Genomic DNA, 20,317 nt, shown 5'->3' with positions numbered 1-20,317 from the left:
TCAACTTATTATCTTAAAATATGTGGCAAAGATAACAATTTTTCGGCAAAAAACACTATCTTTGCAGTATGAATAATGAAAAAAAATATCTTTTAGGCCTTACACTTGCCGAATTGAAGCAGGTGGCAAAGGATCTCGGCATGCCTGCCTTCACCGGCGGACAAATGGCGAAGTGGCTCTATGAGCAGCATGTAAAGAGCATTGACGAGATGACCAATATCTCGAAAGCCAACCGTGCAAAACTTGCTGCCGAATACGAAATAGGTTGCTTCGGATATTCCGATGCACAACATTCTGTGGATGGTACCATCAAGTATCTTTTCCCTACCCGAAGCGGCAAGTTTGTGGAAACGGTTTATATTCCAGATAAAGACCGTGCCACGCTCTGTGTTTCTTCGCAGGTAGGTTGCAAGATGAACTGTCTCTTCTGCCAAACAGGTAAGCAGGGATTCGAGGGAAGTCTGCCTGCCGGCGACATCCTGAACCAGATTTACTCATTGCCAGAGGTAGACAAGCTCACCAACATCGTATTCATGGGACAGGGCGAGCCAATGGACAACCTCGACAACGTGCTTCGTGCTACGGAAATTCTGACAGCCGACTATGGCTGGGCATGGAGTCCAAAGCGTATCACTGTAAGTTCTGTAGGCATCAAGAACAAGCTGAAGCGATTCCTGGAAGAGAGCGAATGCCATGTGGCTATTTCCATGCACGATCCTATTCCTTCAGAGCGCGCAGAACTGATGCCTGCAGAAAGAGGTATGGGTATTGAGCAGGTGGTTGAGCTTTTGAAGAACTACGACTTCTCCCACCAGCGTCGCCTCTCGTTCGAATACATCGTATTCAAGGGAGTGAATGACAGCATGCAGCATGCCAAGGCAATCATCAAGTTGGTAAAGGGACTGGACTGCCGTTTCAACCTCATCCGCTTTCATCAGATTCCAGATATTCCACTGCAGGGCGTGAATGACGAAAAGATGGAGCAGTTCCGCGATTACCTTACCTCGCACGGCGTGTTTACAACCATCCGTGCCAGCCGTGGACAAGACATCTATGCAGCCTGCGGCTTGCTGAGTACCTCGAAGAAGATTGGCGAAATACGCCAGCATGAGGACGAAGAGAAAAAAGAGTAGACGAAAAGAACATAGCATAATGGTGAGAAATACGATAACGTTTCTTTTCCCGTTCTGCCTGATATTTCTCCTCTTGACAAGTTGCGGTTTAACGGGGATGAACAGGAAAAAGCCAGCCAGTACAGGGCAACCTTACGAGATTGTACTGGAAGGAGATACCGACAGCATCGTTACCAGGATACTGACGGAAGACGTCCCAGCCCTTCCTCAACCCGAACCTCTCTGCAAACTGATTCAGGTGAAGAAGGGAAAGACAAAAGGCAGCTATCTACTCGTCAGGACCCGCATCATCGTAAATATCACAGATAAAGACTTCGCAGTCAAGTTGAACCACGATGAGAACGCAGCACCGCAAAACATCATCCGCATCAATGCCAGTTCTGTACAACAGCTGCGAGAAAGACTCAATGGCGAAAAGCTCCGTCAAATTGTAGATGAAGCTGAACTGAAACATCTAGCAGAGATAATCTCCAACAATCCCAGCAAGCAGAACAAGGAGATGCAGGAAGAGGTAAAGAAGACATTCGGACTTGACATGAAAATCCCGGTATCGATGAATGCCAGCAAGAAGGCTAAAGACTTCATCTGGATTTCGAACAACGCAAGTACAGGAATGCAAAACCTGCTCGTAATGAAAGTGAAGAGTGAAGAACGAAGAATGAAGAATTCAAATGCTTTTCATGTAAATGACAAGGCTTTGATTGATAGCATTCTCCGAACCAATATGCCGGGTGAAACCGACAGCATGTATATGGTGATTCCCGTTCTTTCTGAAAGAGGACTCTGGGAGATGAAAGGGGATGCCATGGGAGGGCCTTATGTGATGCATCGCATTCATAGGCAAACAAGCAAGGCAGCAAAGCCAGGCTACAGCCTCTACATCATCGGCTTCGTCTATGCACCCGAAATGAAAAAGAAAATATTAATCAAGCAGCTCGAAGCTGCGATTTCCACAATAAAATAAAATACATCAATGGACAATAAGAAAATCAGAGTGGCTATCACTCACGGAGATACCAACGGTATCGGATATGAACTCATCTTTAAGACATTTGCAGAATCAGAGATGTTGGATTTCTGTACTCCAATCATCTATGGTTCACCTAAGGTGGCTGCCTATTACCGCAAGGCGATGAACCTTCCGGCACAGTTTTCTATCATACAGAAAGCGGAAGATGCAGAAGAAGGACGCATCAACCTGCTTGCTGCTGTAGATGAAGAGGTAAAAGTAGACATGGGTATACCTACCGACGAATCGGGTGCTGCAGCTATCAAAGCACTCGACAGAGCTATGACCGATTTCAGAGATAATCTCTATGATGTACTCATTACAGCACCTGTCAACAACCAGAATGCCCAGATAGAAGGCTTCCCTTTCAAGGGACACAAGCACTATATAGAAACTTGTCTTGGCGAAGGACAGGAAGCCCTTTCCATCCTCGTTGGCGGCGACCTCCGCATAGCATCTGTTACAGAGAAGACTCCATTTAAAAATGTAATAGCCGGAATCACCGAGGAACGCATTATCGAAAGAGTAAAACTCATGCAACAAACTATCAAAAGAGATTTTCTCATCACCAACCCACGCATAGCTGTACTTGCCCTCAATCCTCGCAGCAACGAAGAAGAAAGCTGTGGCAAGGAGGAGAGCGAAATTATCATTCCGGCTATAGACAAATTAGCAGAACAAGGTGTACAAGCTTTTGGTCCATACGCAGCAGATGAGTTCTTCGGCAAGGGATATTTCAGTGACTTTGACGGAATCATGGCCATGTATCATGACCAGGCCACTACCCCATTCCATTCTCTCTATACAGAGGACGGAGTCATCTACACAGCAGGCTTGCCTATCATCCATACAGCAGCCAACATGACTCCAAGCTACAGCATTGCAGGCTGCAATGAAGCTGACGAGTCATCGTTCCGCCAGGCAGTATTCCTGGCTATTGATGCTTTCCAGAACAGAAACAGCTATGATGAGGCAATAGAAAATCCACTTCCAAAACTCTATCACGAGAAGCGTGACGAGAGCGAAAAGGTAAGATTCTCTATCCCAAAGAAGGGCGGCAAGCCATTCCCTCCAAAGAATGAAAAGAACTTTACACCTCGTCCAAAGAATGAAGGTCAGGAAGCTCTGCAAGCTACAACTGAACCAGCTCAGCAAGTAGCTCCAGAAGCTTAATTTAAAGCAAAATATGATGCCCAAGAATTAGGTAAACGTTAAAAAAGACCTATTTTTGGGCAATATATGCTGATATTTCAAAAAAAATGTGTAATTTTGGCAGCTAAATGGATACATCTGAACTACAGAAAATAAAACAACGCTACAATATCGTCGGAAATAGCGACGGATTGAATCATGCTCTCGATGTTGCCTTACAGGTGGCACCGACAGATCTTTCTGTGCTTATTATCGGAGAAAGTGGAGTTGGTAAGGAAATCATTCCGAGGGTGATCCATGACAACTCACCGCGCAAGAGAGAAAAGTATTTTGCCATCAACTGCGGAAGTATTCCTGAAGGCACCATAGACAGTGAGCTCTTCGGACATGAAAAGGGTTCCTTTACAGGAGCTATTGGCGAAAGCGAAGGTTACTTCGGTATAGCCAACAAGGGTACTATATTTCTTGACGAGGTGGGCGAACTACCCATACAGACTCAGGCAAGACTGCTGAGAGTACTGGAAACGGGCGAATATATCCGCGTAGGAGGAACAGAGATTCGCAAGACCAATGTACGAATCGTTGCTGCTACCAACGTCAACATGAGAAAGGCAATCAGCGAAGGAAGATTCCGCGAAGACTTGTATTACCGACTGAATACAATTCCAATCCAGATGCCTCCACTTCGCGAACGAGGAAATGACATATTACTGTTGTTCCGCCTTTTCGCCATGCAAATGGCCGAGAAATACAATTTGCCAAAGATCAGCTTGACAGAAGATGCCAAGAAACTCATGCTGAAATACAAGTGGCCAGGAAACGTGAGACAGCTCAAAAACATTACTGAGCAAATGTCTGTATTAAGTCGTGAACGGGAAATTAACATGGAGACACTCATGCATTTTATCCCACGCGATGAAGAGACTACTCAACTTGCCACCATTCCACAGAGCAACAACACCTCGCACAGTTATGAAAACGAACGAGAATTTCTCTATAAGATTCTTTACGAACTAAGAGGAAACGTGAGTGACCTGCGAAGAGAGGTGGGATCATTGCGCAAGCAACTGGATGAAGCCCGTCAGCTAAGAGGAACAGAAGGATTCGGTAATCCATCCTCTGTATCGAGCATGAGTCCGACAAGCTATCCAGCAGAGTTTGACAATACACAGCCTATCACACCAACAGAGGGAATCATCCGGCATGACACAGAAATCATCCGACACGAACCGGGAATCATCCGAGCTGACCAAATGGGACAATCGGAAGCTGAAGAAATCGAGGCAGAAGAAATCAAAGAGAACGACTCACTGAATCTCGATGACTTGAGCAAACAAATGATAGAAAAAGCTCTGGAACGAAATAATGGCAACCGAAAGAAAGCCGCCGAGGAATTGGGTATATCAGACAGAACCCTTTACCGAAAAATAAACAAATATAAATTATGAAGCATATACGCGCGTACATATATATATTAGGGATTTCATTGGTCATAGGCATCATGACTGCATGTTCCGTTAGCTACGGCTTCAACGGTGCCAGCATTGACTATACCCAGACAAAGACCATCCAAATAGCAGACTTCCCTATCAGAAGTTCATATGTTTGGGGACCAATGGGACCAATGTTCAACAACGAGCTGAAAGACAAATTTGCCAACAATACCCAGTTGCGACAGGTTTCCCGTAATGGCGACCTGAAGATTGAGGGTGAAATCACCCAATATTCACAGCGCAACAAGTCGGTATCTGCTGAAGGTTATTCTGCACAGACAGAGTTAAGTATCACGATCAATGTCCGCTTCACAAATAACAAGAAACATACGGAGGACTTCGAAAAGTCATTCACATCAGCAAAGACCTATGATACCACTAAGAGTTTAGCTTCTGTTCAGGAGGAATTGGTTAGCCAGATGGTGAAAGACTTGGTAGACCAGATATTCAACGCTACAGTAGCTAACTGGTAATAAAGTGAAGAGCGAAGAACAAAAAATTCAAGGGCTTTACTAATCATAGACTTCAATGCTCAAAGTTAAAAGTTAAAGTAATAAACCATAAAATAGAACAACGTGGAATTAAGCAGATTGATACAACACCCAGAGGAAATGAACCGGGAGACGCTCTATGATTTGCGCGCCCTCTTGGCTCTATACCCCTATTATCAAACGGCTCGCCTCTTGATGTTGAAAAACCTGTACCTACTCCACGACCCTAGTTTCGATGAAGAACTACGCCGTGCTGCTATCTACATAACCGACCGAAAAGTCATCTTCGAAATGGTTGAGGCAGCGCACTATCAGTTCAAAAAAGAGAACTACGGGGAAAAGAGCAAGGCTTATCCTACCCAAGGAGAAGCAGCAAAAAGCAACTTGCACAATGCATCTAAGGCAGACCGCACAAGCGATCTTATCGACAGTTTCCTGGGTTCTATACCGACAGATGCTGAAGAAAAGGAAGCCAAGAAAGAAAAGCGCAAGCCAACACCAGCAGATGCAGCTGTTGATTATGTAGCTTATCTGATGGAGACTGAAGATCATGAAGAAGAAGAGAAACCTTCAAGAACCATCAGTCTGATTGATGACTTCATGGAAGATGGAGGATTCAAATTGCCAAAGATACAGCAAGGAGAGGAATACAAGCCTGAATACACGCCTCAGCTGGAAGATGACAATGACAACGAGGAACAAACTGAAAATAGTGGTGTATTTACAGAAACCCTCGCCCGCATCTACATCAAACAGGGCAAGTATGAACGAGCTTATCAAATTATCGAGCGACTCTACAAGCAGCATCCACACAAGAGTGCCTACTATGTGGACCAGCTAAGATTTCTCGAGAAACTGATGTTAAACGGAAATAATAAAAATAACAAATAAAAATAATAAATAAAACTAGTTTTAAAAAATGGCTTACACATTATTTGTAGTATTAATCGTCCTGGTAGCAATCATGATGATTTTCATCGTGCTCATCCAGGAATCAAAGGGAGGTGGACTTGCAAGTAACTTCTCTTCAACAAACTCTATCATGGGCGTTCGTAAGACAACCGACATTATAGAGAAATTAACATGGGGTCTCGCTGGTGCCATGGTAGTTATCAGCATAGTTTGTGCTTATGTAGCACCTCAGGCAGCTGGCGAAAGCAGCGTTATGGAAGGTGCAACTCAGGAGCAGACTGCTCTTCCTGCTATGCCAGGTGCTAGCAAGGATGCTGCAGCAGGTGCTCAGAAAGCAGCCCCAGCAGCTAATGGTGCAGCAGATGCTCAGAAAGCAGCAACTCCAACAGTACCAGCTAGCCCTGCTAAGTAATAGCTTGTAAACTTATAAATAGCATTTTCCCATCAAAAAAACTGCAGTTTTAAGGGGAAATGCTATTTTTTTACAGAAAAATGAAGTTTTTCAGAAAAAAGTTTAGAAAAAATTTGGTGGATTCAAAAAAATGTAGTACCTTTGCACTCGCTTAAAAGAAATAACAATTAAGCAAGCTAACATGGTGGACGTAGTTCAGTTGGTTAGAGCGTCAGATTGTGGTTCTGAATGTCGTGGGTTCGAGTCCCACCTTCCACCCATAAAGCATTAAGATTGCCAATCTCTAGTATTAGAGGTTGGCTTTTTTATTTTCATACATTTCCCATTTATCTTCATCTTCCCCCTATTGGTTTTCATCCAGCATCCATAGTGAAGAAAAAAAATAAACCATACAAGATGACCGAAGGCATCCTATATGGTTTATATATCCTTATATTCGATTACTCACTCTGCCATTTATGGGAACTGAGGATAATCCTCAAAACGAGGCTTGCGCTTCTCCAGGAAAGCCTTGCCACCCTCCTGAGCCTCATCCATGGTATAATAGAGCATCGTTGCATCACCAGCCAACTCCTGAATACCAGCCTGACCATCCAACTCAGCATTCAAGCCAGCCTTGATCATACGGAGAGCCAAAGGAGAACGCTCCATCATGATTTCAGCCCATTCTACGCAGGTATCTTCCAACTGGTCGAGAGGAACCACCTTGTTGACCATTCCCATCTCTTCTGCCTCCTTCGCAGAATACTGCTTGCAGAGGAACCAGATTTCACGGGCCTTCTTCTGACCAACCATTCTTGCCAGATAAGAAGAACCGAAACCTGCATCGAAGCTTCCTACCTTAGGACCAGTCTGTCCGAAGATGGCATTCTCTGAAGCGATGGTCAGGTCGCACATCACATGAAGCACATGACCACCACCGATGGCATAACCGTTCACCATGGCGATAACAGGCTTTGGCAAACGACGAATCTGCATCTGTACATCAAGCACGTTGAGACGAGGCACACCATCGTTGCCAACATATCCACCTCTACCCTTCACATGCATATCTCCACCGGCACAGAAAGCCTTGTCGCCAGCACCCGTCAGGATAACCACACGGATATCCAGACAGTCACGACAGTAGTTGAAAGCCTGCGCCATCTCCCAGGTAGTCAATGGAGTGAAGGCGTTGCGATAACGCTCACGATTGATGGTAATCTTAGCAATGTGATTATACTCCTCGAAGATGATTTCCTTGAAATCAAAACCTTCTATCTTTTTCCATTCTCTCATTTACTTTGAACTTTGATTATTGAACTTTGAACTTTATGATTACTTTCAGGTTACTTTCAGAAAGGATGGATCATCCTTCTTTCTCTGATGATAACTCTAAACTATTATAATATTCATCCAGAACCTGATTATCTGTTTCTATATCCGTAAGAACCTCCAGAAGCATCGGTCTGCTTGACTCGGTATGGATGAGCCAATCGATGCCCTCACAGAGCGACTTCATATCATCAGCATTCTGATAGGCTACATCTTGTGCCAGACAGATGTGATAAGCAGAAGTGCAATGCTCAGCCATCACCAGTTTCTCGCGTGCAGAACTTTCTTTCAATCCCTTGAACTTGGCAAAGATGGCTCCGCCGCCATTATTCAAGAGCAAGATGCGAAGACTGCCATTGAGATTCTGATTCCAGAGGGCATTCTGATCGTAGAAAAAACTCAGGTCGCCCAACACGCAGAAAACCTTCTGCTGGCTCCTGGCATCAGGATGATGATATTCCGAAAGATAGATAGACAAGCCCGCAGCTGCAGATAGCGAACCCTCGATACCATTCACGCCACGATTGCAATGCACGTACTGACGGGCGTAGATACAAGCCAGTCGAATTGCCATACTGTTGCCGTAGAAGAGACGGCATTCACGGGTATCATCCAGCGAATGAGCCAGATATTCCGTCTGGAAAACCTTTACGGCAGCCATACTGCTGAAAGACGGTTCATAATCGAAAGCATGACGCTTAGCCGCCAACAGGGCTTTCTCCCAACGTTCCTTATACACATCCACTTCATCCCGATAAACCCGATCGTAAGAGGTCATGGCATCCGCCAGCAGTGTGGTATCGCATTGGAAGATACGGTCAATACGCATAAAAGTATCAATGTAATCACCAACAGTACTTGCCCGCCACACCTTAGCACCTTTCTTCACGGCAAGGCGAAGGAACAGCTTGAGGCGCTTGCTCACCAGGGTGCCTCCTACATAGAGAATAAAATCGGGCATATAATCCCCGTTATCCCCCACCTTATTCAGCACTTCATCGAAATTGGTAACCAGGAGATTGCTGGAAAATTCCCGACATGCAGGATCCTCGCTTGACGTACCTAAAGCCGTCGGTTCGATGAGCGTAACTGCCCACGAATCAATCTGCTTGATACCGTAAAGCTGACTGCATGGATAATCCTGTCCCACCACGATCATCGGCTTTCTGGCATTCAGAAAATCAAGCATATCACCGTAATGGAAACTGCCGCCAAAGAGATTGGTCTTCACGTAATCCACCCAATGAGTTTTCGGCAGCTTGTCTACCGTAAACTGATAGAGAGGTTCAGAAAGCTGGATATTGATATGTACCGGACCTATCTTGCGGTGCACGCAGTCGATGACCGCTTCATGCACCAACCGTTCACAATACCAAGCCTGCTCCTCGTTGGATACGATTGGAAGATTCACGCTTCTGTTCACCATCGTACCGAAGACATGAGCCTGCGGCAGGGTCTGTCCATCCTGCTGACCTATCCAAGCCTCCGGTCTATCTGCCGAAATGATGATGATTGGCAACTTCTGATAATAAGCCTCACAGACTGCCGGATAGAGATTGAGCAATGCAGAGCCGGAAGTAACACAGACCGCTACCGGATCCGGACACGGTGACGGATTACCCAAGGCAATACCCATAGCCACAAATCCCGCACTGCGTTCATCGGTGACTGGATAGCAGGTAATGCCATCCATCTCATTAAGATTATGTACGATGGGCGCATTACGACTTCCAGGACAAACCACTACTCTTCTCACACCATGAGATGCGAGAACACCCGTCAGGATATTGACATTATCGATATTACTAAACACGAAAACTAATTTATAATATAATATAATTTACAATTAATAATTAACAATTGCCAATTCTGCTAAAGCAAAACCCGTCTGATTGTCTGCATTTTAGCTTCAGTTTCCTTCCACTCCTTTTCCATCTCGCTCTCCTTGAGCAATCCACCACCGGCATATAGTTCACAGATGCTATCCTGCAAGATGTTCATGCAGCGGAGAGAAACGAAGAGATGGGTCTTTCCCTGCGAAGAAATCGGACCGACAAAACCGCTATAGTATTTACGGGAATGAAGCTCATGCTGCAATATGAACCGGCGAGCCGCATCCTTTGGGATACCACAGACTGCAGGCGTAGGATACAAAGCATTGAGCACATCCCCCAATCTGCCTTTATCCAGCAATCTGAAAGAGATATCGGTACGGAGATGATAAAGATTGGCAGCCATCGTGGTATACGGACCTTTCAGTCTGTAATCCCCAGCAAAGCCCTTGATGCAGTCTTCGATATAATCCGTAACATACTGCTGCTCATCCCTGTTCTTCTCCGACCATTCCACGCCCTCTACCGGATAATCAGCAATGGTTCGGGAAGGCTCCGCCTTTTGCGTACCTGCCAAAGACATCGTCTGATACTCATCTCCCTCCCCCTTGAGCAAGATTTCCGGAGTTGCCATCAGCCACATACCCGATTGGGAAGTATAAACCAAGGCAACGAAAAGACGAGGATACATACGGCAGGTTTTCAGGAAAAGCGCCTTTAAAGACGCAACATCCTGAGCATCAACGCTATCTATCTTTTTAATTCTGATTTTATCACTCACCAGAGAAACTTTTCTTGCCAAAACAATCTTGCTGAATGTCTCTTCGGATAACTGCTGATGAAAGCATTCAAACTCTCTGGCGTAGGCCTCAAAATTACGTCCCGACGTAGCGTTTACTGCGTCCCGATGCAGTTCTGGCTGCGTCCCGACGTATGAAGAGCTACGTCGGGATGCATTTTCAGCCCCATCGGGAGAGGATTGCGGAGCCTTCTCTTCAGGGCCATTTTCGTTCCCCACAGCAATCAGTTTGCTTTCATCAGGATGAATCAAAAGCACAGGACAATCGCTGGATGGCGAGAAGGGAGCTATTACAAACCCCTCCTTACCATTCAGTTCTGCCACAGAGGAGAGAACTTCCGGCTCACCCTCATGCTGCACCACATAATGAGCGTGATGAAGATAAGGCAAACGATAGTATGCAAATGCCGTCATACTTTATTCTTCTGTCTTATTAGATTCCTGCATCTTAGTATCTTTCTTCTTAGGAGTAAACACATAGTTGGTTACCTGTACGGTGCAGATCAACTCATCAGCAGTGTTTTTGATTGCAACTTCCCAAGTATGCAGGGTCCTGCCTTTGTGAACCAGCTTGGCATATGCAGTAACGGTATCTCCCTCGCTCACTGCTAGTACATGAGTGCCACTCACATTGATGCCCACAGCTATCTGACCAGGGCATAGAGCCAAGGAGCCGATACCTGCCACATTTTCCGCCAGTGCCAGAGAAGCACCCCCACTCAGGAATCCGAATGGCTGGCGATTACGCTCATCCACTTTCATCGTAGCCTGAAGCGTATCAGGCTCAGGAGTTGAGATAAAATGCATGCCGAGGGTTTTAGAAAGTCCATCGGTCTTACTTATTCTTTTTACTACTTCGTCTATGTTCATCCTTATCAAAATTTAAAGTTGGTTGTTTAGGGGGATAAGAGCAAACGGATGTCCAGCTCACTCCTCACCTCATTTTCTTGCAAAATTAATGCAAATAAAAGACAAAACAAAATAAATAAGCCTTTTTTATACTTTTAAGCACTTTTACTTGGTATGAACCGCATTTTTTTACTATCTTTGCAGCATATTGAAACAACAACAAACGATTTTATGAAAAAATTACTCCTAGGACTATTATGTACTATTACTTTTGGTGCATACGCAAATCCGGCAGACGATCTTCTGAATCGCATAGACAAGGGAGCTGCTGCCAAGTTCAAGACAATACTTGTCAAGTCTGACAAAGATTTCTTCGAGATAGACCAAGCTAGAAGCGGAAAGAATGCAACAGCATCCCAATCTGCCGGTAGAAACAATCCCATCATCATCCGGGGCAACTCCTGGGTGAATATTGCCGTGGGCATCAACTGGTATCTGAAGCATTATGCCGGCATCCATATCACATGGAACAGCATGAACACCAAACTGCCAGCAGTACTGCCAGCCGTCAAGCAGAAGGAGCGTCACGAGACCGACCTCAAACTGCGCTACGATTTCAACTACTGTACCTTCTCCTACACGATGGCTTTCTGGGACTGGAACCGATGGCAGAAAGAAATAGACTGGATGGCGCTTCACGGCATCAACATGCCACTTGCAGCCGTGGGCACAGAATGCGTGTGGCGCAACATGCTCCTTAAACTGGGATATTCAGAAGAAGAAGTGGGCAAGTTCATCGCCGGACCCGCTTTCCTTGCCTGGTGGGAGATGAACAACCTGGAAGGTTGGGGAGGTCCGCTTCCATTGAGCTGGTATAAGCAGCAGGAAACTCTCCAGAAGAAGATTCTTGCCAGAATGAAGGAGATGGGAATGAAACCTGTCTTGCCTGGCTATTGCGGTATGGTACCTCACGATGCCAAAGAGAGATTGGGGTTGAACGTGACGGATGCCGGCAAGTGGAACGGTTACCAGCGCCCTGCCAACCTCTCTCCTACCGATAGCAGATTTACAGAAATCGCCGACCTATATTATAAGGAACTGACCAAGCTCTACGGAAAATCAGATTTCTATTCGATGGATCCTTTCCACGAGAGCGGTGATGATGCAGCCGTGGATTATGCCAAAGCTGGAAAGGCACTGATGAGTGCAATGAAGCGTGCCAACCCAAAAGCCATCTGGGTGGTACAGGGATGGAACGAAAATCCTCGTCCTCAGATGATTGAAGACTTAAAGGTAGGCGACATCCTGGTGCTCGACCTCTTCTCCGAATGCCGTCCGATGTTTGGCGGTCCCAGCATTCTGAAGCGCGATGGTGGTTACGGCAAGCACCAGTGGCTCTTCTGTATGCTAGAGAATTTCGGTGGCAATGTGGGGCTGCATGGAAGAATGGACCAGCTGCTGAACAACTTCTATCTGGCAACGGGGAAAAAGGACACCCAAAAACAAGAAAATTCTTCACTCCTCACACTTCACTCTTCACTTAAGGGATGGGGCTTCACGATGGAAGGTTCAGAAAACAACCCTGTGATGTTTGAACTGATGAGCGAACTGCCTTGGCGTGCCGAGAAGACTACCAAGGAAAACTGGCTCAAGGAATACTGTTATGCCCGATATGGGGTACACGATGCAACCATCGAGAAAGCATGGACAATTCTGGCTCAGAGCATCTACAACTGTCCGATGGGCAACAACCAGCAGGGTCCTCACGAGAGCATCTTCTGCGGACGCCCTTCGTTAAACAACTTCCAGGTTTCCAGCTGGTCGAAGATGCGCAACTATTACGACCCGGAGGATACCCGGCAGGCAGCCATCCTCTTTGCCAGCGTAGCAGACAAATACCGTGGCAACAACAACTATGAGTATGATCTGGTAGATATCTGCCGCCAGGCACTTGCCGACCAGGGGCGCAAACAGTACTGGAAAGCCATTGCAGACTATCAATCCTTCTCCCGTAAGGAGTTTGACAAGGATGCTGACCGTTTCCTGAAGATGATTCTTCTACAGGACCAACTGCTCGGTACCCGTCCAGAATTCCGTCTGGGACATTGGATAGAGGAAGCACGCAACCTGGGCAAGACCGCTGAAGAGAAAGACCTCTACGAATGGAATGCCCGAGTACAGATTACCACCTGGGGCAACCGTGTCTGCGCAGACGATGGCGGACTACGGGATTATGGACACAAGGAATGGCAAGGTTTGCTGAAGGATTTCTACTACAAGCGATGGAGTACCTATATGAAAGCACTCGCCGACCAGATGGCAGCTTGCACCAACATTGACTACGACGCCTTGGGTAGTGGCAAAAATGCAGGAAAGACATCCGCAGAACTCTTCCAGCTAGCATTGCCTAGCGCACCGAAAATCGACTGGTATGCGCTGGAGGAGCCATGGACCCTGCAGAAGAATCCATACTCTTCAAAGCCAGAAGGGAACACTGTGGATGTAGCAAAAGAAGTCATTCATTTCATCAAGTAATTCGTGAAAGTCATCAAGTAATATATGAACAGATTAAAATCACTCGACGTGATGCGAGGACTCACCGTAGCCCTCATGATATTGGTTAACAATGGCGGGGAGCACAACTACAGCTTTCTGGAGCATAGCAAGTGGAATGGTCTCACACCGTGCGACCTTGTCTTCCCGTTCTTCCTCTTCATGGTGGGAATGTCAACCTTCATATCCCTGAAGAAGACAGAGTTCAAGCCCTCAGCCCACGTCTATAGAAAGATAGCCAAACGAACCATCCTACTCTTCCTCATCGGTTTGGGTATCAACTGGTTTGACATGATATGCAATGGAGATGCACTAGACTTTGCCCACCTGCGAATATGGGCAGTATTGCAGCGCATAGCCATCTGCTACGGAGTCGTGGCCCTGCTCGCCATCACCCTGAACCATCGCTATTTCATCCATACCATCATCTGTTTACTCGTAGTTTATATGGGCATTCTGGTGTTCGGCAATGGCTATGCATACGATGCATCCACCAATATCCTGGCACAGGTAGACCGCAGCATTTTCGGCATCAACCATCTCTATCAAAGAAGTCCGGTAGACCCGGAAGGATTACTGAGCACGATTCCATCCATCGCCCATACGATGATAGGATTCCTCTGCTGCAAGTACATTTCCGTAGCAGGTCAGACCGTAGATTCGAAGATCAAGGTATTGAAGGTGGCAGGTCTCGTGATGGTAGCTCTAGGCTTCGGACTCTCCCTGATTGGTTTCGGCATCAACAAGCGCATCTGGAGTCCCAGCTACGTATTCGTAACCTGCGGATTCGCCTCCTGGATATTGGGCATCCTGTTGCAGTTTATCGACAACAAGCCGAGCAGCAAGGACAACATCCTGACCAAGGGTCTGCTTGCCTTTGGCATGAATCCGCTTTTTCTCTATGTGATGAGCGAGGCACTTGCTATCCTCTTTGGAAGCTTTGACATCAAGGCAGAGATTTTCATTGGCATCCAGAGCGTCATCAGCGATGAGTATGTAGCATCGCTCACCTACGCCCTCTTCTTTGTAGCTATCCACGCAGCAATGGGTATCTGGATGTATCACCGAAAAATCTTCATCAAACTATAGGCTTGCGCAACATTTGCATAGATAAATTACCTTATTGTATTAAAAAGCATAAAAATAGGGCAAGAGTTCGAAAAATTATTTGTATTTTTGCACCAACAAAAAGAAAACAAATAGATATATCTAAATAAAGTATGAACATTTTAGAGTTAAGCGAACAGGAAATCGTTCGCAGACAAAGTCTTCAGACATTGCGCGAGATGGGCATCGACCCATACCCAGCAGCAGAGTTTCCAACCAATGCATTCAGCACTGACATCAAAGCTGAGTTTAAGGACGAGGACGAGCCACGCCAGGTAGTTATCGCTGGCCGTATGATGGGTCGCCGCGTAATGGGTAAAGCAAGCTTCGCTGAGTTGCAGGACTCAAAGGGAAGAATCCAGGTTTACATCGCCCGCGACGAGATTTGTCCAGACGAGAACAAGGACCTTTACAATACAGTATTCAAGAAGCTTCTCGACATCGGTGACTTCATCGGTGTAAAGGGTTTCGTATTCCGCACACAGACTGGCGAAATTTCAGTTCACGCCAAGGAGTTGTGCCTGCTCTCCAAGAGCTTGAAGCCACTCCCAATCGTGAAGTACAAGGATGGTGTGGCTTACGACAAGTTCGACGACCCAGAGTTGCGTTACCGTCAGCGCTATGTTGACCTCATCGTAAACGATGGTGTAAAGGATACTTTCATGCAGCGTGCTACCGTGCTCCGCACTCTCCGCAGCGTACTTGACAACGCTGGTTATACAGAGGTAGAGACTCCTACCCTGCAGAGCATTGCCGGTGGTGCTTCAGCCCGTCCATTCATCACCCACTTCAACGCACTCGATCAGGATATGTACATGCGTATCGCTACCGAGCTTTATCTGAAGCGCCTCATCGTAGGTGGTTTCGAGGGTGTTTATGAAATCGGCAAGAACTTCCGCAACGAGGGTATGGACCGCAACCACAACCCTGAGTTTACCTGTATGGAGCTTTATGTTCAGTACAAGGACTACAACTGGATGATGGCTTTCACAGAGAAGTTGCTCGAAACCATCTGTATCGCCGTCAACGGCAAGCCAGAGCGCGAGATTGATGGCAACATCATCAGCTTCAAGGCTCCATATCGCCGTCTGCCTATCCTCGATGCCATCAAGGAGAAGACCGGTTTCGACTGCAACGGCAAGACCGAGGAAGAGATCCGCGCATTCTGCAAGGAGAAGGGCATGGACGTAGATGAGACCATGGGTAAGGGTAAGTTGATTGACGAACTCTTCGGTGAGTTCTGCGAGGGTACATTCCTCCAGCCAACCTTCATCACCGACTATCCTGTAGAGATGTCTCCATTGACCAAGATGCACCGTTCTAAGCCAGGCTTGACCGAGCGTTTCGAGTTGATGGTAAACGGTAAGGAGCTTGCCAATGCATACTCAGAGCTCAACGACCCAATTGACCAGGAAGAGCGTTTCATCGACCAGATGAAGCTTGCCGACAAGGGTGATGATGAGGCAATGATCATCGATCAGGACTTTCTCCGTGCTCTCCAGTACGGTATGCCTCCAACATCAGGTATCGGTATCGGTATCGACCGCTTGGTCATGTTGATGACCGGCAAGACCTTCATCCAGGAAGTACTGTTCTTCCCACAGATGAAACCAGAGAAGAAGATGCCACAGAGCACCATCAAGGAATGGGCAGAGATTGGCGTGCCAGAGGATTGGGCATACGTGCTCCGCAAGGCAGGTTTCAACCTCATCTCTGATATCCGTGAAGAGAAAGCACAAGGCTTGCAGCAGAAGATTGGAGAAATCAACAAGAAGTACAAGCTCGGCTACGAGAAGCCTTCTGTTGATGACATCCAGGGCTGGATTGATGCAGCAAATGCTTAATTGATAATGCATAATTAATAATGTATAATTAATAAAGAGTTCCGGCTTTTTATTAGTTATACATTATATCTACAAATAAAGGCGAAAGCCTCATTATACATTATACATTATTAATTATTAATTTATAAATTCATTCGAAGTGTATAACTGCGGTAAAATAGCGATTATTGGCGGCGGTAGCTGGGCTACGGCAATAGCCAAGATTGTGGTGGGGCATACTCATCACATAGGCTGGTATATGCGTCGCAATGACCGCATCGAAGACTTCAAGCGCATGGGGCATAACCCCGCCTATCTGATGTCGGCACGATTCAACGTAGATGAGATTTTCTTCTCTTCCGATATCAACAAGATAGTGCAGAACTACGATACGCTCGTATTCGTAACCCCATCGCCATACCTCAAGAATCATCTCAAGAAACTCAAGACTCGCATCAGCGACAAGTTTATTATCACAGCCATCAAGGGTATTGTGCCAGACGAAAACCTCGTTTGCTCGGAATATTTCCACCAGGTATACGATGTGCCTTACGAGAATCTGGCTTGTATCGGTGGACCTTCTCATGCCGAAGAGGTAGCGCTGGAACGATTGAGCTATCTCACTGTGGGCTGCAGTGATACTGACAAGGCGCGAGCCTTTGCCAACGACTGTCTGGCAAGCGAGTTTATCAAGACCAAGACTTCGAGCGACGTGATTGGTATCGAATACTCTTCGGTGCTGAAAAACGTATATGCCATTGCTGCAGGTATCTGTGGCGGTTTGAAGTATGGAGACAATTTCCAGGCGGTACTCATGTCAAACGCTGTTCAGGAGATGCATCGCTTCCTCACAGCCGTCCACCCTATCGAACGTAGTATGTACGACTCGGTATATCTGGGCGACCTGCTCGTGACGGGGTACAGTAACTTCTCCCGCAACCGTACCTTCGGAACCATGATAGGTAAAGGCTACAGCGTGAAGAGTGCGCAGATAGAGATGGAGATGATTGCCGAGGGATACTTTGGTACGAAGTGTATGAAGGAAATCAATCGCCACATGCACGTCAACATGCCAATCCTCGATGCCGTATATAATATATTGTATGAACGCATCAGTCCACAAATAGAGATAAAACTTTTAACAGATTCATTTAGATAAAAGGTAAAATGAAAAGTATCAGCTTAAACATTACAAAGGCTGCATCATTCCTCGCTGAGGGTGCAGTAAAGGCTTACGAGCCTAAGGTAAAGGCCGCTCAGGAAGCTCTTGAGAACGGCACTTGTGAAGGTAACGATTTCCTGGGATGGTTGCATTTGCCATCTTCTATCACTCCTGAGTTCCTCGATGAGATCCAGGCTGTTGCCAACACATTGCGTGAGAAGTGTGAGGTTGTTGTTGTTGCAGGTATCGGTGGTAGCTACCTCGGTGCTCGCGCCGTTATCGAAGGCCTCGGTAACTCTTTTGCTTGGCTCGTAAACGACAAGAAGAACCCTACTATCCTCTTCGCAGGTAACAATATCGGTGAGGACTACCTCTTCGAGTTGACTTCTTACTTGAAGGACAAGAAGTTTGGTGTCATCAACATCTCTAAGTCTGGTACCACAACTGAGACAGCTCTTGCTTTCCGTCTTTTGAAGAAGCAGTGCGAGGATCAGCGTGGCAAAGACGAGGCTAAGGATGTTATCGTAGCCGTTACCGACGCTAAGAAGGGTGCTGCCCGCACTTGCGCTGACAAGGAGGGTTACAAGAGCTTCATCATCCCAGACAACGTGGGTGGTCGCTTCTCTGTCTTGACTCCAGTAGGTCTGTTGCCTATCGCAGTAGCTGGTTTCGATGTAAAGCAGCTCGTTGCCGGTGCAGCTGAAATGGAGAAGGCTTGCGGCAAGGACGTAGCTTTCGAGGAGAACCCAGCTGCTATCTATGCAGCTACACGTCAGGCTCTCTACACTCAGGCTGGCAAGAAGATTGAGATTGTATGCAACTTCCAGCCAAAACTTCACTACTTTGCAGAGTGGTGGAAGCAGCTCTATGGTGAGAGCGAGGGTAAGGACCAGAAGGGTATCTTCCCAGCAGCTTGCGACTTCACTACCGACCTTCACTCTATGGGCCAGTGGATTCAGCAGGGCGAGCGCTCTATCTTCGAGACTGTTATCAGCGTTGAGACTCCTAACGAGAAGTTGCTCTTCCCTCACGATGATGAAAACCTCGATGGTTTGAACTTCCTCGAGGGCAAGCGTGTTGATGAGGTTAACAAGATGGCTGAGCTCGGTACACGTCTGGCTCACGTTGACGGTGGTGTTCCTAACATCCTGGTTAACGTGCCTGAGTTGAACGCTTACTACCTTGGTCAGCTGATCTACTTCTTCGAGAAGGCTTGCGGTATCAGCGGTCTCTTGGAAGAGGTGAACCCATTCAACCAGCCAGGTGTTGAGGCTTACAAGAAGAACATGTTCGCATTGCTCAACAAGCCAGGTTATGAGGCAGAGAGCAAGGCTATCCAGGAGCGTCTGGCTAACGAGAAGTAATTGATGAAAGAAATTATTTCAAAATACTTAAAAGACCACGGCTTTGGGGAATTCAACCCTAAAGCCGTTCTTTTTGATATGGATGGCGTATTATATAATAGTATGCCCAATCATGCCGTGGCATGGCAGGAGTCAATGAAGCAGTTCGATATCCACATGACTGCCGCCGATGCCTATGCCACCGAGGGAGCCCGAGGCATCGATACCATCCAGATGATGGTGAAGAAGCAGAAAGGTATCGACATCTCCCTGGATGAAGCGCAGAAGATGTATGATGTGAAGACCGACATCTTCCATTCCATGCCAACCGCCGAGATATTCCCTGGCGTGAAGGAAATCATGCAGAAGATCAAGGATGCAGGAATGCAGGTGGGAGTAGTTACCGGTAGCGGTCAGCGCCCACTCATCCTGAGACTCCTCAACGACTTCGGCGAATACCTAGACGAAGCGCATATCGTAACCGCATACGATGTGAAGCGCGGCAAGCCAAATCCTGATCCATACCTGATGGGATTGCAGAAGGCTGGCGACTTGAAGCCATGGGAAGGTATCGTGGTAGAGAATGCTCCATTGGGCGTGCGTGCCGGTGTAGCTGCCAACATCTTCACAGTGGCTATCAATAGCGGTCCATTGCCAGATAAGGAACTCGCTGATAAAGGTAGCAATCTGCTCTATCATCAGATGACCGAGTTCTGCGCAGAATTTGAGCAACTCATATCTACAGCCAAACAGATTGCTGCAGACAATACTCCAAACGTGTAAGTAACCCAATTACTTACACGTTTTTCTTTTATGAAAATAAAGACAAATAAACACAAAAAAAATTAACGACCATAACAATGATGTTTTTTTATCACTATCTTTCCTCTATAAAACGAAAATGATTTCCCTCGCATAGGGTAACTACAATTG

17 protein-coding genes and 1 tRNA gene are annotated in these 20,317 nt (G+C 46.5%); 14 read left to right on the top strand and 4 right to left on the bottom strand.

Annotation, left to right across the window (positions count from 1 at the left end):
* Window positions 1–68 precede the first annotated feature (68 nt).
* From rlmN to F7D73_RS14300, 8 genes are all read left to right on the top strand, one after another.
* Window positions 69–1,133, top strand: coding sequence for a 23S rRNA (adenine(2503)-C(2))-methyltransferase RlmN (rlmN, locus tag F7D73_RS14335; RefSeq protein WP_153125780.1), 1,065 nt, complete (start codon window positions 69–71; stop codon window positions 1,131–1,133).
* Between the two features lie 97 nt (window positions 1,134–1,230).
* A complete protein-coding gene (locus tag F7D73_RS14330; RefSeq protein WP_194256931.1) occupies window positions 1,231–2,097 on the top strand; it encodes a DUF4837 family protein in 867 nt (288 codons plus the stop codon).
* A 9-nt stretch (window positions 2,098–2,106) separates the two neighbouring features.
* A complete protein-coding gene (locus tag F7D73_RS14325; protein ID WP_153125776.1) occupies window positions 2,107–3,315 on the top strand; it encodes a PdxA family dehydrogenase in 1,209 nt (402 codons plus the stop codon).
* Between the two features lie 107 nt (window positions 3,316–3,422).
* The gene (locus tag F7D73_RS14320; protein WP_153125774.1) at window positions 3,423–4,742 is read left to right on the top strand and encodes a sigma-54 interaction domain-containing protein; all 1,320 of its coding nucleotides are present in this window, start codon (window positions 3,423–3,425) and stop codon (window positions 4,740–4,742) included.
* The gene (gene lptE, locus F7D73_RS14315; RefSeq protein WP_153125772.1) at window positions 4,739–5,260 is read left to right on the top strand and encodes an LPS assembly lipoprotein LptE; all 522 of its coding nucleotides are present in this window, start codon (window positions 4,739–4,741) and stop codon (window positions 5,258–5,260) included. Before F7D73_RS14320 ends, lptE begins: the two co-directional genes overlap by 4 nt.
* Window positions 5,261–5,362: 102 nt before the next feature.
* Window positions 5,363–6,169, top strand: a complete 807-nt coding sequence (locus F7D73_RS14310) for a tetratricopeptide repeat protein (RefSeq protein ID WP_294700077.1) — start codon at window positions 5,363–5,365, stop codon at window positions 6,167–6,169.
* A 28-nt stretch (window positions 6,170–6,197) separates the two neighbouring features.
* On the top strand, window positions 6,198–6,602 hold the full coding sequence (gene secG / locus F7D73_RS14305) for a preprotein translocase subunit SecG (RefSeq protein WP_153125770.1): 405 nt from the start codon (window positions 6,198–6,200) through the stop codon (window positions 6,600–6,602).
* A 183-nt stretch (window positions 6,603–6,785) separates the two neighbouring features.
* A tRNA-His gene (locus tag F7D73_RS14300) sits at window positions 6,786–6,861 on the top strand.
* 197 nt (window positions 6,862–7,058) lie between these two features.
* Here the strand turns inward: F7D73_RS14300 and menB are convergent.
* The 4 genes from menB to F7D73_RS14280 form a co-directional block, all read right to left on the bottom strand.
* On the bottom strand, window positions 7,059–7,880 hold the full coding sequence (gene menB / locus F7D73_RS14295; protein WP_089545278.1) for a 1,4-dihydroxy-2-naphthoyl-CoA synthase: 822 nt from the start codon (window positions 7,878–7,880) through the stop codon (window positions 7,059–7,061).
* Window positions 7,881–7,950: 70 nt separating this feature from the next.
* On the bottom strand, window positions 7,951–9,729 hold the full coding sequence (gene menD, locus F7D73_RS14290; RefSeq protein ID WP_367383728.1) for a 2-succinyl-5-enolpyruvyl-6-hydroxy-3-cyclohexene-1-carboxylic-acid synthase: 1,779 nt from the start codon (window positions 9,727–9,729) through the stop codon (window positions 7,951–7,953).
* 59 nt (window positions 9,730–9,788) lie between these two features.
* The gene (locus F7D73_RS14285) at window positions 9,789–10,961 is read right to left on the bottom strand and encodes an isochorismate synthase (protein WP_153125768.1); all 1,173 of its coding nucleotides are present in this window, start codon (window positions 10,959–10,961) and stop codon (window positions 9,789–9,791) included.
* Window positions 10,962–10,964: 3 nt separating this feature from the next.
* The gene (locus F7D73_RS14280; RefSeq protein ID WP_153125766.1) at window positions 10,965–11,417 is read right to left on the bottom strand and encodes a PaaI family thioesterase; all 453 of its coding nucleotides are present in this window, start codon (window positions 11,415–11,417) and stop codon (window positions 10,965–10,967) included.
* Window positions 11,418–11,627: 210 nt separating this feature from the next.
* Between F7D73_RS14280 and F7D73_RS14275 the strand changes: the two genes are divergently transcribed.
* From F7D73_RS14275 to F7D73_RS14250, 6 genes are all read left to right on the top strand, one after another.
* Window positions 11,628–13,931 (top strand): alpha-N-acetylglucosaminidase, encoded by a 2,304-nt coding sequence (locus tag F7D73_RS14275; protein WP_153125763.1) that lies wholly within the window; start codon window positions 11,628–11,630, stop codon window positions 13,929–13,931.
* Window positions 13,932–13,955: 24 nt separating this feature from the next.
* The gene (locus F7D73_RS14270) at window positions 13,956–15,038 is read left to right on the top strand and encodes an acyltransferase family protein (protein WP_153125761.1); all 1,083 of its coding nucleotides are present in this window, start codon (window positions 13,956–13,958) and stop codon (window positions 15,036–15,038) included.
* A 131-nt stretch (window positions 15,039–15,169) separates the two neighbouring features.
* The gene (gene lysS, locus F7D73_RS14265) at window positions 15,170–16,900 is read left to right on the top strand and encodes a lysine--tRNA ligase (protein WP_153125759.1); all 1,731 of its coding nucleotides are present in this window, start codon (window positions 15,170–15,172) and stop codon (window positions 16,898–16,900) included.
* A 139-nt stretch (window positions 16,901–17,039) separates the two neighbouring features.
* Window positions 17,040–18,038 (top strand): NAD(P)H-dependent glycerol-3-phosphate dehydrogenase, encoded by a 999-nt coding sequence (locus tag F7D73_RS14260; protein ID WP_264950500.1) that lies wholly within the window; start codon window positions 17,040–17,042, stop codon window positions 18,036–18,038.
* Window positions 18,039–18,046: 8 nt separating this feature from the next.
* Complete coding sequence (locus tag F7D73_RS14255) at window positions 18,047–19,405, top strand: glucose-6-phosphate isomerase (protein WP_153125757.1); 1,359 nt, start codon at window positions 18,047–18,049, stop codon at window positions 19,403–19,405.
* 3 nt (window positions 19,406–19,408) lie between these two features.
* Complete coding sequence (locus tag F7D73_RS14250) at window positions 19,409–20,167, top strand: HAD family hydrolase (RefSeq protein WP_153125755.1); 759 nt, start codon at window positions 19,409–19,411, stop codon at window positions 20,165–20,167.
* Window positions 20,168–20,317 lie beyond the last annotated feature (150 nt).

The sequence above is a fragment of the Segatella copri genome (assembly GCF_009494395.1).
Classification (GTDB): domain Bacteria; phylum Bacteroidota; class Bacteroidia; order Bacteroidales; family Bacteroidaceae; genus Prevotella.
Note: the sequence above shows the minus strand (reverse complement) of the source record. Positions and strands in the feature narration are given on the sequence as shown.

What these genes read in the sequence shown, in the direction of transcription:
- lysS (WP_153125759.1), top strand. Translation starts at nt 15,170, where the DNA reads ATGAACATTTTAGAGTTAAGCGAACAGGAAATCGTTCGCAGACAAAGT.
- F7D73_RS14250 (WP_153125755.1), top strand. Translation starts at nt 19,409, where the DNA reads ATGAAAGAAATTATTTCAAAATACTTAAAAGACCACGGCTTTGGGGAA.
- F7D73_RS14320 (WP_153125774.1), top strand. Translation starts at nt 3,423, where the DNA reads ATGGATACATCTGAACTACAGAAAATAAAACAACGCTACAATATCGTC.
- F7D73_RS14270 (WP_153125761.1), top strand. Translation starts at nt 13,956, where the DNA reads ATGAACAGATTAAAATCACTCGACGTGATGCGAGGACTCACCGTAGCC.
- F7D73_RS14285 (WP_153125768.1), bottom strand. Translation starts at nt 10,961, where the DNA reads ATGACGGCATTTGCATACTATCGTTTGCCTTATCTTCATCACGCTCAT.
- F7D73_RS14255 (WP_153125757.1), top strand. Translation starts at nt 18,047, where the DNA reads ATGAAAAGTATCAGCTTAAACATTACAAAGGCTGCATCATTCCTCGCT.
- F7D73_RS14330 (WP_194256931.1), top strand. Translation starts at nt 1,231, where the DNA reads ATGAACAGGAAAAAGCCAGCCAGTACAGGGCAACCTTACGAGATTGTA.
- menB (WP_089545278.1), bottom strand. Translation starts at nt 7,880, where the DNA reads ATGAGAGAATGGAAAAAGATAGAAGGTTTTGATTTCAAGGAAATCATC.
- F7D73_RS14280 (WP_153125766.1), bottom strand. Translation starts at nt 11,417, where the DNA reads ATGAACATAGACGAAGTAGTAAAAAGAATAAGTAAGACCGATGGACTT.
- secG (WP_153125770.1), top strand. Translation starts at nt 6,198, where the DNA reads ATGGCTTACACATTATTTGTAGTATTAATCGTCCTGGTAGCAATCATG.
- rlmN (WP_153125780.1), top strand. Translation starts at nt 69, where the DNA reads ATGAATAATGAAAAAAAATATCTTTTAGGCCTTACACTTGCCGAATTG.
- F7D73_RS14325 (WP_153125776.1), top strand. Translation starts at nt 2,107, where the DNA reads ATGGACAATAAGAAAATCAGAGTGGCTATCACTCACGGAGATACCAAC.
- F7D73_RS14275 (WP_153125763.1), top strand. Translation starts at nt 11,628, where the DNA reads ATGAAAAAATTACTCCTAGGACTATTATGTACTATTACTTTTGGTGCA.
- lptE (WP_153125772.1), top strand. Translation starts at nt 4,739, where the DNA reads ATGAAGCATATACGCGCGTACATATATATATTAGGGATTTCATTGGTC.